The organism is Laspinema sp. D2d (assembly GCF_025370755.1).
In the GTDB taxonomy this organism is placed as follows: Bacteria; Cyanobacteriota; Cyanobacteriia; order Cyanobacteriales; family Laspinemataceae; genus Laspinema.
The window spans coordinates 40,074-55,117 of record NZ_JAMXFC010000015.1 but is presented as its reverse complement, the minus strand read 5'-3'; the positions used below and the strand labels follow the sequence as shown (position 1 = coordinate 55,117).

The 15,044-nt window shown below is 44.9% G+C and carries 9 protein-coding genes; 3 read left to right on the top strand and 6 right to left on the bottom strand.

Annotated features, from left to right (window positions below; all coding sequences use genetic code 11):
• Positions 1 to 9: 9 nt before the first annotated feature.
• Positions 10 to 1,047 (bottom strand): CHAT domain-containing protein, encoded by a 1,038-nt coding sequence (locus tag NG796_RS12285; RefSeq protein ID WP_261207062.1) that lies wholly within the window; start codon positions 1,045 to 1,047, stop codon positions 10 to 12.
• Positions 1,044 to 3,170: an NACHT domain-containing protein gene (locus tag NG796_RS12280; RefSeq protein ID WP_261207060.1), complete on the bottom strand. Its 2,127-nt coding sequence runs from the start codon at positions 3,168 to 3,170 to the stop codon at positions 1,044 to 1,046. The genes NG796_RS12285 and NG796_RS12280 overlap by 4 nt, the downstream gene beginning before the upstream one ends.
• 554 nt (positions 3,171 to 3,724) lie before the next feature.
• Between NG796_RS12280 and NG796_RS12275 the strand changes: the two genes are divergently transcribed.
• Positions 3,725 to 4,315, top strand: a complete 591-nt coding sequence (locus NG796_RS12275; protein ID WP_261207058.1) for a hypothetical protein — start codon at positions 3,725 to 3,727, stop codon at positions 4,313 to 4,315.
• Positions 4,316 to 4,439: 124 nt separating this feature from the next.
• Here NG796_RS12275 and cas6 read toward each other — a convergent pair whose 3' ends face one another.
• From cas6 to NG796_RS12255, 4 genes are all read right to left on the bottom strand, one after another.
• Entirely contained in the window at positions 4,440 to 5,648 is a 1,209-nt protein-coding gene (cas6, locus tag NG796_RS12270) for a CRISPR-associated endoribonuclease Cas6 (RefSeq protein ID WP_261207057.1), read from the bottom strand.
• A 199-nt stretch (positions 5,649 to 5,847) separates the two neighbouring features.
• Complete coding sequence (locus NG796_RS12265) at positions 5,848 to 9,384, bottom strand: AAA-like domain-containing protein (RefSeq protein WP_261207055.1); 3,537 nt, start codon at positions 9,382 to 9,384, stop codon at positions 5,848 to 5,850.
• An 87-nt stretch (positions 9,385 to 9,471) separates the two neighbouring features.
• Positions 9,472 to 10,068 (bottom strand): hypothetical protein, encoded by a 597-nt coding sequence (locus tag NG796_RS12260; protein ID WP_261207053.1) that lies wholly within the window; start codon positions 10,066 to 10,068, stop codon positions 9,472 to 9,474.
• 63 nt (positions 10,069 to 10,131) lie between these two features.
• A complete protein-coding gene (locus NG796_RS12255) occupies positions 10,132 to 12,042 on the bottom strand; it encodes an AAA-like domain-containing protein (RefSeq protein WP_261207051.1) in 1,911 nt (636 codons plus the stop codon).
• A gap of 530 nt (positions 12,043 to 12,572) precedes the next feature.
• Between NG796_RS12255 and NG796_RS12250 the strand changes: the two genes are divergently transcribed.
• Together NG796_RS12250 and cls are read left to right on the top strand one after the other, a co-directional pair.
• Positions 12,573 to 13,391 carry an endonuclease/exonuclease/phosphatase family protein gene (locus NG796_RS12250; protein ID WP_261207049.1) on the top strand — a complete coding sequence of 273 codons (819 nt, stop codon included), beginning with the start codon at positions 12,573 to 12,575 and terminating at the stop codon, positions 13,389 to 13,391.
• Between the two features lie 42 nt (positions 13,392 to 13,433).
• A complete protein-coding gene (cls, locus tag NG796_RS12245) occupies positions 13,434 to 14,867 on the top strand; it encodes a cardiolipin synthase (protein WP_261207048.1) in 1,434 nt (477 codons plus the stop codon).
• Positions 14,868 to 15,044 lie beyond the last annotated feature (177 nt).

The window sequence follows — 15,044 nt, the reverse complement described above, 5'->3', positions numbered from 1 at the left end:
CTTTCGGTTTTAAGATGCTTCTAACCAAAGCAATAGTTTTTGATAAATAGGGTCTAGCTTTTGCAAAAGGCTCTCACTCAATTGGGTAGTTTCTTCCGCTTCTTTCAAAACCTTGGTCAGTTTTTGCAAATTTTTGGCTGCAAAATCTTTATCCGGTTCTTCCTCCTCAATTTCTTCCTGGGCATTTTGGAGATGTTTGACCGCTTTTTGTTTATATTTATCCGGTAATTCTGAACGGTCAAGGGTTAAATAGATTTGGTGGATCAATCCTAAAACTTCAGGGACAGTTAATGATTTTTTAGGAATTTTCGAGTTATTGGTCTGGGTTAGAACTACATTATCTCCTGACGATTGAGCGATTTCATTATTAGAAATTTGTTTAGACTTAATCTTAAAGGTTTGAGAGACGGTTTTTTTAGAGACAGGTGGAGCAGAAACCAGCGATTTTTCTAACGGTTCTGAGTCTTGTACTCCAGCTAGAGAATAGGCGCGAGGGCGGGCTTTCAGTTGGGGTGTTTCCGTTTCCGGAATGCCTTGTAAATCGATAGAGGCTCGACCGATTTCAAAACAACGCTCATAAGGTTCACCGGCCCCCAAAGCATCGTAAAATCCAAGGGAAAATTTGATAGCGGCTTCATCCCCAATAGGTCGATTCATGCCAATCAGATAATCAATATAGTGGTGAATGACTTGGGCTTGAATTTCACTATAACAAGCGTTGAGCAAAACACACTCAACTTTAGTTTGGAAGAGTTTAAACAGATAGCCGAGAGATTCGCTACTCACCAGTTTGGTGTCTCCCGACTCGTTTTCTAAAACCAGTCCCTCAGTTCCCACACCATGTCCCGAAAAGTGAACGATCGCCGGTTGATATTCTAATAAAGCCCGCGTCAAGTCTTCCACTCGAACAGCGCCTGCCGTAACCACTTGAAAGCAGTCGCGATATTTCGACCGTCTCAAAGCATCTTGAATTTCTCTAACTTCGCGATCGAGTCTCAATCTCGTCGTTCCCGGTGGATTAACCGATAAAATGAGAATAGTTTTCATGGTTTTATCTCCATTTTTGCAAAATGTTCCAGCAGAATCCGATGAATAAAAATATAGCCACCGCCAACCCTTTGTAAGAATATCCGTTCCGCTGCGTAGTCCAGAAAGCGGGCATAATTCCAGGGGATATATTGTGCAGAATAAATAATCAGGCGCAATGTGAAATGTTTAATACAAACTCCAATTCCTCCAAAAATTAAACCCAGGGGTGTGCCAAAAACAAATCCTCCCGTCAATGCACCGATTAAATTCGGTAGCATATTGCTGGTATCTCTAGTCAACAGGAGGAAAAAGACAGCGATCACAATGGAAAAAATCCCTGGCATGAGTCCTCCGGCTAACCCTAAAATACAAGCATTTTTAGCTGATTCCCAAATATTTTGATTTGGAAAGTTTTTGGGCTGGATTTTTTCCCCTTTAAATCCTTGCGTAAATCCATAAATCAAAGCCGTACTGACTCCAGACATAATCGCTACAAAAATGCCTATGACTACCCCTGATCCTGGGGGAATACCTTGCACCCCAAATTGTCGTTGCACCTCGTGATAAAGTCCCTTAAGGATTCCCAGTCCAATTCCAGATATTAATCCAATGATTAGCGCAGTTTTCCGGCTTTTCAGGGCTTCCTCCCAAGACCAATTTAGGCTATCAATCGGTTGAATTTTATCTTGTTTGGAAAGAATTACAACTCCATAACTTAAGCCAATTATAGAGCCTTCTGATAGCGCTTTATACCAGGCTAACTTCAAAATTTCAACTACAGATTTTAAGGGGTAGGATGAGTCTGCACTCAATAAAATTGGCAGAAACATCAGGGCTAAAGAAATAGAGACCAATATGGAACCCAATGTAGAAACTGTAAAAGCAATGATAAAACTTCCTAATCGGTAAAGAATTCTTTCGAGGGTACTTTCTAGCCAAGTCGGCTGCATTTTTTCAATTAAAAATATGCTTTGAGACTCTTGCACCATTTTTTTTGACAGCCAAATCAGCCAGCGGGTTGCTCGATACTTGGCATATTCTTCCTTAATTAGTTTACGTCTAAACATTCGCTCGATATAGGTATTCAGCAAGTGCTGACGGCGTTCTTCTATTAAGCTATGGTGGGTTAAATCTTCCCCAGAAAGATTTTGATAGGCAACGGTTATAATGCTCAACATTAAAGGCGATCGCGCTAATTCTTGGAGGGTGCTATCTTCCTTGAGGAGCATTTTTACTGCTTCGAGTTGGTCTCCCGCTGCATTCAAATACTGGTGAATTTGTTCCGGTGTCAAGGATTGAACACAAATAGAACATCGCAGCTTTAATCGAGCGGAAAGGGCTTCATAATCTCGGATGCGACTACAGACAACAATTTCGGTCTGACCATACTGTTCAATAAATTGATTTAACCCTTGAACGCAGGCTTCCCGATGCTCTCCTTTGACTTCATCTAACCCATCCAGCATCAGCAAAAGTTGCTGTTCATTAATCCAGCATTTTCCTAGGGATTTAGAGACTTGATAGTTACTATTGAGTTCTTGAATCAGCCATTCGGCGATGGATTGGCGTTTGGTTACCCAAGAAGAAAGGTTAAAAATGACAGGGATGGGTTTGGTCAAATCCGCTTCAGTCTCGTTGATTAAATCTCGGGTAATTTTGAGTAAAATTGTGGTTTTTCCAGAGCCAGGTTCTCCTAAAATTAATAAGGTTCTTCCCTCTCCCATTTCTGTGAATATATCCGAGGCACTGGTTCCAGATGGCAAGAGGCGATCGCATTCTTCCGGCATTTCTAAAAGTTGGTTCACCGGACGATCTACAGCATCGACCCGCTCTTGTAATCCCAATTCTATCATCGCTTTGGAGTGTAGCGATTTCTCTAAAACGCCTTTTACCCAATCTTGTTTAATTTTATTGAGAAGGATTTTTCTAAAGCGATAATCTTGGGGGCTAGAGGGTCTACTTTCTTGGTGAAATAAGCGCGACCACTTCAGGGTACTCTCGTACACCGTCACATACTGGACTTGGCTTAAATTCCCTCCAGCTTGACCAATTTGCGAGTGTTGAATCACTTCGCTTTTAATCCTCAAATCTTCTTCTATATTAATGTTTTTGGCTACATTGGATTCCGAAGGGTCGCTCATCAGGATTTTAACGCCATTTTATTTATAAAGAATGTGAACACCGTGAATTGATTAGAGCAGCCCGGATGATAGCTGCTGGCACGTTCTCCGCACAACTACTGTAACCTTATCCCCCCTAAAAAAAACTAACTGATCGTCCAGTTTTTAACTCACCCTCAGTCTAGGAAACAACCTATACTTTTGGCTAGGTGGAGGCTCAAACCCTTATGTGACCCGGATGTTTTTGGAGGGTCCTCGCGCCAACAGTCGTTTGCCACAGCATCACCCTTGTGGTCCCTGATTCGGCATCCAGTTGTGATAAGTCGGTAAAAACCCATCCCATGCCTTCCCTTGGTTTCACACCACAAGCTGTAGTGCCAAACCATTATCACTCTAAGGGTATAAAGGGTTAAATTACTACAAACTGGAGGCTTTATCCTGAAGTTGACAGGTGGAGAAAATTATTTTATTATTGAAGAATAATAAAAGGAATTAACAGATGTTTTAAATGAGGATAGGTTATGATTGTATGAAGCTCTGAATTAAACTAAAACAACAGAAATAGGAGAAAAGCTGTGGCTAACGCAGATCCGATTAAAATTATTTTAAAACTGGTTAAAATTTTTGAAGGATTATTGATTCCTTATGTGACGGAAAGTGGGTTAGCCCGGGCGCTGAAAACGGACCGCCAGCTTCCGAGTTTTATCGCCCTAATTGTCGATTTGCGTCGGGATAAGGTGGCGGGATTGTTTGAGGCGGTTGAACCCCATTTCAAGGTAACAGAAGCGGCCATGCGAGAAGCGATTCGGGCGCAATCGGGGTTTACCTTAGTGCATAAAGAGACAAATATTGCGGTGAATCTGTTGTTGCTAAAAGATGAATCGTTTTGGCAGTCTCTCTTTAGTCGGCGCAAGTCGATTACGGTGCAACTCAACCCCGAGCGATCGCTATGGATACCTTCCTTGGAAGATATTTTCTTAGAAAAACTGATTGAATATCGGGATAGCGATCGCAATGGAGATCAACTCTGGCGGGATATTGTCTGGATGCTAAAAGTGCAGAATCAGGATTTAGACTTTGAGTATCTTCGCGAATGGGCGATCGCACTCCATACCGTCGATATCTACGATCGCGCATTAGGGGAAGCGGGATTTGACATCCTGTAACCGGAAAAAATGGGAGTATAGATGTTCTCACTCTCCCAACCCCTTGACACCAGTTAAAAAAGCAAAGTAGGGACATAACTAGGTTATGTCCCTACAGAATTGATGAATCAAACATCAGATTCTGCTAAACTTTTAAAGCTCGGCGAGCTAATTTAGCATAAGTTTTGACCGTTTGATAGGGCATTTGTAAATCGGAGGCGATCGCCTGTAAGGATTCCCCTAATTCACGACGGGCAAGGATAGTGGCCCAGGTTTCGGCAATTTCCCGAGCGCGATCGCCTCCTTTGCGTTTCCGTTGGCCGATGAACAATTCCGTTAATTCCCCAATCCGTTCGGCTAACATTCCTTGGATAGAAGGAATCGGAATTGCTTCCTCAATGGACCATCCTAAGCGGGTTTGGCCCAAACCAAACGTGGTTTTATGTCCTGTTCCGCAATAGGGGGCAAATTGTCCCAAGGTATAGAAGAGGCGCTCGAATTCGGGTACTTCTCCCGACTGCCGAGATAATCCAAATTCCACCAATCCCGTAAATCCGGTGACCATGCCTTTTTTACCGGCGGCTACTTTTGCCGACTGCAATTCATGACGGTGGATCAATACCGATTCTTCCACCCATTTTAAAAACAGATCGCGATCGATATTCATCCCCGAAAAATCATTCCACCGGCGCAAATAACTATGAAAAACATTCGCCGGGACCGGCAAGGGGAAATGATGTTTCTTCCGCCGGAAACTGGTTGGGGTCATAAAACTCAGTTGCAGAGTGGAGGAATTCATGTCTTGGGAAGCAAATAATTGCCGATAAGTAGTCGGCGCAATCGAAATTTTACAGGACCGAATTTCTAACGGTGCTTTCCGCAAGGCGATCGTCTCCGGTAACTGCTTCACCCACTGTTGCAAAAACTGGACAACGGGTTTAGAAAGGGCTGTCACATACCAGCGATAGGTTTCTCCCGGTTGGAGTTGAAAATCTTTTCCGCAGGAGACTAATTTGCCTTCTAAACCGGATAGGGTAAAGGGTTTTTCTGTTTGGACATCATGTAAATAGGCGGACAGTTCCGGGTCAGCTTGTCGCACTTGGTCTAAAAACCAAGCGTGCAATCCAATGGTGTACTGCGCGTATAGATAATCCGCTGCCCGAGGGGTTACTTCAAAGACTAACCCGAGCAATTCTGTATCCGCAGGCCAGGTGAGGTGAGATGTAACAGCCTCTTTGGGGAGGGTTCGGGGGACTTCCACAGGGGTTGGGTTGGGAATATAACGGGGGGAAAGGACTTCGCGGAGAGGGGCTTTGGTGATAGGAAGGGGAGACAAGGTTAAATTTGAAATCATGGTAATTTCCTGGGGTGTAGTATAAAAAAGGTTCAGTGGCGTGAGTAACGCTCAGAATGAGAATTTTCTAAAAGGTAGGGTTTGAGTTAAAAATCAATCACTTCGACACCGGGGATTGATTTTAAAAATTTGCCAAACTAACATAACAATTCCTCAATTAAAATCCTGACAAATATGAGCCTTCAACAGTGGGTAACGTTTAGGGTTGCTGGCAAAGGGGGAGGTCCGCTTGGGCTTGGGGATGTGCTTTCAAATAATCGGTGAGCCAGTTACATCCAGTTGCCAGCAATTCATCTAATTGTTTGATGTGCCACCACCTCAATGTATTGTCGGTTCCCACGGTGATAAGTCCTTCATGATTAGAGAGAAAAGTCATGCTTAAAACATCGGTTTCATCCGCTTTAAATTTGGCTAAAACTTGTTTTGAAAGTTGGCCCGTGAGTAAAAAAACCGTAACCGTTCCATCGGTTCCAGCGGTGGCTAAAAGTTGTCCGGTGGGATTAAAACTCAGGCTGGTTACCCACCGAGTATCACTGTTAAATTTATCCAGTTCTTCACCGGATAGAGTCCATAAACGAATTTTGCCATCCGCAGAGGCGATCGCCAGCCGGTCCCCCTCGGGACTAAAGCTAATGCTACTAATTTGACCGTAGGGAAAGAGAACTTCATCGACTTGGTTGGTGGAGAGATTCCAAATTTGTAATTTTCCAGGTCCATTCGCGAAGGCAATTCGCTGTCCATCAAAACTAAAACTCAGGCTTTTGACTTCCCCACTGCTATGATTTAACTCCGGCTGTAAGGGTTGACCCAACTGATTCCAAAGGCGAACCGTTCCGTCTTCCCCAGCGGTGGCAAGAGTCTCTCCATCCCAACTAAAACTGAGGGTGGAAATCCGGCTTTGATGAGCTTGAAAGGGGGGAATCACCGCTTGACCGGAACTGGTCCAAATTTGTACCGTTCCATCGGGTTGAGCAGTGGCAAAGTGTTCCCCATTCGGGCTAAATCCGATCCGTAAAAATTGATTTTCCACAGGGATTTTAGTCGATCGCGCCATCATTTTAGGTGAGTTGTTGGGGACTAGGGCCTCGTTTTCTGCTCCGGGTATGTTGTTAGGAGTTTGAGTCCGGGGAAAGGGCTGATTACGCTGGCGGGAAATATCCCAGAGTCGGACGGTTCCATCTACTCCTCCCGTGACTAAACGCTCTCCATCAGGACTAAAGGTCATGCTGGTAATTCGATCATGACGATCGCCTTTAAATTGCTTAATTAATACCCCTTCTAATGTCCAGAGTCGCACTTTGCCATCAAATCCAACAATTGCAATTTCCGCCCCATTGGGATGAAAACTCATACTATTCACTGCACTTTGAGCGGTGTTAAACTCCGAGATTTCTTGACCCGATAGGTTCCAAATTCTCACCGTTCCATCAAATCCAGCAGTAGCTAATAATTCCCCGTTGGGGCTAAAGCTCATGCTGTTGACTGAGGGTTGAGCATCGGGAGTAGAACTGAACTCTTGGCTCGGATTTGGCGGAATGGTAAAGGTAGCTTTACGTTTGCCATTTAGATTCCAAATTTGCACGGTTCCCTCGACTTCAGCAGTGGCAAAGTGTTCTCCGTCAGGACTAAAGCTCACAGTATTAATTGGACGGTTAACGCTTCCTACTTTATTAAGCAACTTTCCTTGCTGATTCCAGACTCGGACTGTGCCACTTTCTGAAGCGGTAGCAACTCGCCTACCATCAGGACTAAAACTAACGCTATCAATGGCTTCGGTTTCGGCAGTGATTGCCCCAATCGGGGTTCCATCGCGTTGCCAAATTTGGACGGTTCCATCTTCAGAAGCGGTGGCAACTTGCATACCATCCAAACTAAATCTAACGCTATCAACAGCACTTTTATGAACTCCCAGGGTCCGGAGATGCTCCCCGGCACGAGTCCAAAGTTCTACCTGCCCATCTTCTCCTGCGGTGGCTAAAAATTCTCCATTGGGACTGAAGCTGACACTGCGAACAGCACCTTGATGTCCTCTGAGTTGATTTTTCTCATGGATTTCATGAAGAATGGTTTGTAATGCATACAAAGGGCTAATCGTGGGATAATTGATTAAGCGCCGATCGCCCTTCACCAAGGCTTGCAAATCTTGTCCGGCTTGCATTGCCAATAACAAAGCTTCAAGTTCCACCCCTTCGGATTCAAACCACTTTAAAGCATTCGCCCCTTGGCGCTCAATTAATGTTCCCTTTTGAGCTTCTTTTAAGGCAATGGTGCCGCGACAAACGATAATTGCAGCTAGAACAACCAGTCCCATAATTCCCCAATAGGCTCGTTTGAGCATCCGATTAGCTTTTTGTTGAGCTTCGGTTAAAATGCGATTGGCTTCTACCTGCTTTTGGTTGGCTTCCGCTAACAATTGAATCGCTTTTTTCTCTGCTTCTAGGGCTTTTTGCACCTCACGTTTTTCCACCTCTTGACTGGCGGCGAGAAACTGATAGTCGCGATCGCTTAAACTATGGGTCGTCGCCCATTGTTGAGCATCCCGCAACGCCTGTCCCCGCAACAGTCGCGATTCATCCAGGTAATTCGACGCCACCCAAGCGGATAAGGCTTCGGCATAGGGCCGCAAATCCGCTAATGCTTGTTCCACCCAATGCTCATTAAAAACTAAGGCATAAATCGGGTTATAAACGGTTAATTTAGAATGGCGCTTTAGGGTTAAACCGGATAGTTGCAACTCCAGTTGTTCCGGACTGTTATCAGCGGGGAGTTCTCCGGAGAGTAACACTTGCTGATAGAGTCCTAATAGCCGACTCGCCTTTTGTTCATTTCGTAAGAGGCGATCGCGCAGGGTTTTTAAATGGGGAGGTTCATCCTGGGATTCCCAGTTGTCCACAATTTGCGATCGGGCCAACTCTTCCACCCGTTCTGCCTCCATCCCCGCCCCAATTGGACTCGATTGCGCTAACACTAATTGACAGATTTTTTGAGTCAAAAAGGGTTGTCCATTGGTCCAGTTTAAAATCTCTTCCAGGACGACTTCGGGGCGACTACACCCTTGTGCTAATCCCTCTGCTAAGGGTTGAGCTTCGTGAATTTTAAACCCCTCAATTTGAATGGCTCGACCGATATTAAATGGGGTGCGACTTTTATCCTGAATCAACTCCGTGGGGGTGGCAACACCGAGTAAAACAAAAGTGAGCCGTTTATAGTCTTGGTTTTGCGCTCGTTTATTATAACAAGCGCGAATTGCGGCAAAAAAGTCATCAATCGGAAAATTTAACCCCAGAACGCTATCAATTTCGTCAATAAAAATGACGATATTTTCTGACATCCGCACCAGCAGAACCGAGTCGATAAATTCATGCAATCGTTGAACTGGAGAGAGTTCGTCGCGATCGCGCAACCAGGTTCTAAATTCCAGGCGACTGAACAAATTAAAATAACTGACCAGGGTATGAATAATCCCGCTATACCACTGCACCGGGGTCACGTCTTTATTCCCGATCGCCGATAAATCGATCGCTGCACAAGCGCATCCCTCAGCTTGTAGGGTTTGCATCGTCCGCAGTTGCAAGCTGGATTTACCCATTTGCCGCGACGTTAAGACATAGCAAAACTCTCCCGCCTTGAGATTCTCATAGAGTTCGCGATCGGCTTTACGGACCACATAGGTGGGAGAATCAGGCGGTAAACTTCCCCCGACTTGATAGTACATTGACGTCAGTTTTTTATTCATCCAGTCACCTGTCTCTACCTGCATTGGCCCTCGGTTTTAACCCTGAACAACCTCGAAAACCCTTCAGTCTTATTTTCACCCGATGAGTTATGGCAACTCAAAATCCGTTTCTGGTAACTCACTCCCGCGACTACAGTTAATTGACCGTTCACTCGGTCGCGTTCTAAAGGGAACTAACGTTCCAGCCCGGTCTTGAAAAACACTCAATAAATAACGCCCCGGTCGCATCAATGAAAATTCATAATTGGGTTGATTTGGGCCGTTAGCATAAGCCGGAAATCGAGCTAAAGCATTATCTGTATTGGGGTCAATGACTACCACATAAATTCCCCGGGAATTCTGGTTTTCAATTCCATAAATTCTGCCCGAAATATAGCAAGCATCTTTACTTTGTTTCTGCTGTGCTAACCCTTGCTCGATTGTCTGTGATTTCAACTCCCCTGATGACACCCTAGAACAGGTTTCAGAAACTGCTGATTGCCCAGTGGTTTGCACTCGCTGAATCTGCTCAGACCCTCTACTGTCTGCACCTAAGCCAGAAGATAGCGCTAAGTTTTGTTGATTCTCTCGGGAACAGTTTTCCGGGAAAACTCTAACCGTTTGAGAATGCACTGCCGGAGTAAAATACGCCGGGATTGTCAAGGCTACCATCATGATAATTTCGGGTAGATGTTTGAGAGTCATGGAAACTTATCAGCTCCTCGAATATAACTGGCCCGACTATGATAAAAGGCCCCTAAAACTCAATTATTCATCGAGTCGATTGCGGAAATATTGGCGATATAAATCACATCGTTCGACAGCCTCATTCCCTTGAAACTTAACTAACCCCATGCTATGTAATTTAAACGCCTGTTCTGAGGGCAGGCGTATCGGATTTGGACTAAAAACAACCTCTTTCATGGCTCTAGCCAATGCCGGATGCTGTTCTAAATTCCAGAGGTGACGCCGCAAATGGTCGTTATAAAAACCAGCTTCAGTGGGAGCAGTTTTTAATAGGGTTTCTAAGGTAATGTCTTGTCGAGCAATATGATAGAGCGCCAACCGCACTAAGAAGGGGTGTCCTCCTACCATATTCATAAGACGATTGACGTCCGTTTCGCACCAATTGATTCCATATCGCTGGGCTAAATCTTGGACAAGATTGGAGGTAAATTCCGGTAATTCAATCGGTAATCCTACATTAAAGGGGGATTGATTGATATTCATGGGAATGTAAACTTCAGTGGAATGAACCACGACTAAGCGAAGTTTTTTCCAAATCTCGCGCCGTTTTGATTCTTCGTGCCATGCTCGCAATAACCCAAAAAAGTCATCGGCAATATCCGGATGTTGAAACACCCGGTCTACTTCATCCAGACATAAGGCTAAAGGGGTATTAATTTCTCTGAGAAGATAGTCTTCAAAGTAGGATTTGCAGTTGACATTACTGCCTAAAAAATCATCCCAATATTCGGGAAGTTGATTAGGGAGTTGTAACTGCTGACCGATATAGGCACAGAACCATTGTAAGAATTTATCCAGGCTGGCAAATACCCCTTTATCGGCTAAATGAAAGCTCAAATGAACCGGGCGATAGCCATGATTGGCCGCATGATTGAGAATGCGAGCCATTAAAGAAGTTTTGCCCATTTGTCGCGGTGCTTTGATCCGAATCAGCGCACCGGGTTGCAAAATCATTTCATAACAGCGCTCTTCGATCGGGCTGCGATGAACGTAAAAGGGAGAGGCTAAATCTACTTGCCCTTCCGGGAGTTCCGGTCCGGCAAAGGGGAGGGGACGACCATCGGCACTTTCCCAGGTGGGGGTTAAGGCGCTGATCACGGCAGATTCTACCGCAACTTGCCGGGGGAGAATCCCCGTGTCGATCGCCTGGAGCACTTCGGTGACGAGTTCCGGGGTATCGGTAGGCGATCGCCATTCGCGCTGGGGTACACCTTGTAATAAAGTGCGCAGATCATAGCTGACGGGAGAATCCGTCGGCCAATTGATCCGAATGGCGAACATATCCAGTGTGCCATCTTTGCGGGTCTCTCGCACTTCTCGGGCGAGGCGCACTTCTTCAATTACAAGGTCACTAAAGGCGGATTGTCCGGAGAGCAACAGTAACAAGCGATCGCAAGCTTGGAGTTCCTGTTGCAGTTGTCCCAATCCCTTCTCTCCTGACTGGGGATGATTCCCCGCGAGGATGAGTTGATGACCCGCACTGGCGATCGCCTGGGTTAACGGCGTCAGGAGTCGCTCATCCGGTTGGCGATCGCCGAAAAATATCGCAACTTTCCGACTTACCATTGCTGGCGACGAAACAGCGGCGATCGCACTTGATGTCTCCGGTAACACCCAGGAGTCTGCACCTCTGGCGGTTGGCGAACCCAGATTCACCTCCAAACCGGGTAACACTGCGGCGCGATGTTGCACCCAGCGTTGATCCAGAAATGCTCGCAGTTCGCTTTCCTTCCCGCGAGTCCCCCCTTCAATGCCAAATTTCTTATAAACTTGGCCCATCCGTTTAAGGCAGGCTCCTTTTGAAGTTTCTACCTGTTCGGCAATATCTTCATAATCCTGATCCTCGGCAAACCGTAGCAAAAAGACTCGCTCCTGATCGGGAGAAAGCTGATGCTGATGCGCTATTTGAGTTAGGAACTCGCGGGAAAACACCGATTTACTGCCCCTTTAACGATACAATAACAGAGACTCTGTTATCCTCGGATAGTTCCTCGGTTTCAGAGGGTATCCCAGAATTCTGCTCCATTTATAAGATATCTTACTACAGTACCGATGATTTATCCGGATTAATCCAGTTTTTTTCAGAGGGTTTAGCCCCTGTTCCGGGAAAAAAGGCTAGTTGTAGAGGATAGCTGGCCTAATTAAAGAGGCTAGGTCGGGTCTGTATGATGATAAAGGGGACCCCAGTCAGCCTTTCCTGAGCCAAGGGGCGAGCTTTCAGAGGATGGTTTAAGGGAACTCCCAGTCATCATCTTTACCTCATCGCTGCAGCAATCCCTATACCTGACTGTTGATAGAGGTGAGCGAGTGGGCGATCGGCTAAGATGAACCTGAATAAAGTGAACCCCCCCCAATGAAGGAAGGGTTAAAATGAGTTGAATGCCCTATCACCGGGGCTGATTTACCTTCTGGTTTAACGTCGCTGTTATTCTTCATATTCTAACGGTTACCCCTAAATTCCGATGGATAATCAATTTCCCTTTTCTGGATTTATCTCGCCTACCCGCTTTATTCCGGTCCAGGAAACGGTCCTGTCTCAAGAGAATTTTTCTGATTTCGCTATGGCGGGAAAGGGTATAAAAATCCTCAATTGGAATGTTGCTAAAAATAATAATACTTCTAAATGGGCTATCGATTTTTATAATATCGTAGAGAGTTATCAGCCCGATTTAATTTGTTTTCAAGAAATTGAGTTAAATAAAAATACTCAAAAAATTTTAGCTTTAGAATCAATGGGCTGGAGATTTTCTCCCAATTTTATCGATTCTTATTACAATACTTATTGTGGGATTTTAACGGCATCTAAAGTCCAGCCGATTGCCAGTCGAGCCATTCTGACGCCAGAATTTGAACCCGTAACCAATACCCCCAAGGTTTCGCTCATAGCTGAATATCCCTTAAAAGAAACGGGACAAACTCTTTTAGTAGTGAATACTCATGCTATTAATTTTGTCAACCTCCATAAGTTTAAATCCCAACTTCAGAAACTAGAAGCGGTTTTAGGCGATCGCCGGGAACCGTTGATTATGTGTGGAGATTTTAATACCTGGAGTCAAGGGCGGTTTAATTTATTAAAGTTAATGGCAAAACGACTACATTTAATCTCGGTTAATTTTTCCAGAGAGGAACAAGCTAAACTTAAAACCTTTTTGGGTTCGCCGCCTTTAGATCATATTTTTTATCGCGGTTTAAGGCTTAAACCCCAGACCGCAAAGGTTTTAGATAAACTGTACTCATCGGATCATAAACCGATGGTAGTAGAATTGGCCCTTGTCGTGTAACCTAGAATAAGCAGAGCAGAAGCGGCGCTTAATAGGGAAACTGTGGATCTAAATTATACGGCACTGGCGATCGCAATTATTGTCGCCTTTTATGGAGTGGGATTTGGGACGGCAGGTCATGCAGTCATGACAGTGCGATCGGCACGGGGTGCAGTAGCTTGGGCAATTTCTTTGTGTACTTTTCCATTTATTGCCCTTCCCCTGTATTGGGTGTTTGGAAGTCACAAATTTTATGGATATGCCGACGCCCATCGCTATGCTGACCACGAATATCGGGGGATTATTCAACAAGTTTATCAGGATATTCGAGAATGTTCCTCCCCTGAACTGGAAAACTTTACGGAGATAGCGCAATTAGCTGATGGATTGACTCAACTTCCTTTTACCTCCGGGAACTCCGCGACTTTACTCATTGATGGAAGGCAAACCTTTCCAGCGCTTCTCAAGGCGATGGATACAGCAGAGGATTACCTTTTAATTCAATTTTACATTGTGCGGGACGATGAAATTGGGAATGCTTTTAAGGAAAAAATGATTGCCAAAGCCCGGGAAGGAGTGCGGGTTTATTTTATTTATGATGCGATCGGGTCTTATACCCTTTCGGCTGAATATTTACGGGAACTCAGAAGGAGTGGAGTTTGGGTGGCCTCCTTTAATAGTACCAAACGGAAACGAAACCGATTTCAGCTTAATTTTCGGAATCATCGCAAAATCTTAATTGTTGATGGCAAACAAGCGTTTATCGGAGGGTTAAATCTGGGGAAAGAATACCTGGGAAAAGACCCCCGTTTGAGTCCTTGGCGGGATACTCATTTAGAAATTAAAGGTCCGTCGGTGCAATGTATTCAAGTTGCCTTTCTCAAGGATTGGTATTGGGCGGTTCGAGAAATTCCGGAGGTCCATTGGACCATTCAAATAGCCCAGGAGAATCAAACGGCGATTATTGTGCCTACGGGTCCTGGAGATAAACTCCCTGCTTGTACTCTTTTTATGGTCAGTCTGATCAATAGCGCCCGTAGTCGGTTGTGGATCACGAGTCCCTATTTTGTTCCGAATGAACCCGTCCTTACAGCTTTAAAATTGGCCGCCTTACGGGGGGTAGATGTGCGAATTTTATTACCCAGCCGCCCGGATCATATCCATGTTTATCTCGCTTCCTTGTCCTATATTACGGAAGTTGAAAGCACGGGAGTTAAGCTGTATCGTTATCGTCCAGGATTCCTGCACCAGAAAGTTTTCCTGATCGATCGCACTCTGGCAGGAGTGGGCACCACTAATTTAGATAATCGCTCGTTCCACCTCAATTTTGAAATTATGGCTTTTATAGCAAATTCTCGCTTTGTTAGCGATGTCGAAGCCATGCTAACAACTGATTTTGAGAACGCCTATTTAGTGGATTCAACTCAACTGGCCCATCAGACACTTGGGTTTCGGTTAGCGGTGCGGGTCGCCCGTTTAATGTCCCCTATTTTATAGAGAATTTAGGGCATGAATTAGGGATAAGTTTTGCATTTCTTTTATCTAAAAGAGCATTTTACTCCTTTACAAAAATCGGGAACAAGACGCACCCCCTCATGATTAAACTTCTCTTTAGCCCCCTTTTTGAAGGGGGGCTAGGGAGAGTTTTACAGAATGAAAACCATACATCTAATG

What these genes read in the sequence shown, in the direction of transcription:
- cas6 (WP_261207057.1), bottom strand. Translation starts at nt 5,648, where the DNA reads ATGATTTCAAATTTAACCTTGTCTCCCCTTCCTATCACCAAAGCCCCT.
- NG796_RS12285 (WP_261207062.1), bottom strand. Translation starts at nt 1,047, where the DNA reads ATGAAAACTATTCTCATTTTATCGGTTAATCCACCGGGAACGACGAGA.
- NG796_RS12260 (WP_261207053.1), bottom strand. Translation starts at nt 10,068, where the DNA reads ATGACTCTCAAACATCTACCCGAAATTATCATGATGGTAGCCTTGACA.
- NG796_RS12250 (WP_261207049.1), top strand. Translation starts at nt 12,573, where the DNA reads ATGGATAATCAATTTCCCTTTTCTGGATTTATCTCGCCTACCCGCTTT.
- NG796_RS12265 (WP_261207055.1), bottom strand. Translation starts at nt 9,384, where the DNA reads ATGAATAAAAAACTGACGTCAATGTACTATCAAGTCGGGGGAAGTTTA.
- NG796_RS12280 (WP_261207060.1), bottom strand. Translation starts at nt 3,170, where the DNA reads ATGAGCGACCCTTCGGAATCCAATGTAGCCAAAAACATTAATATAGAA.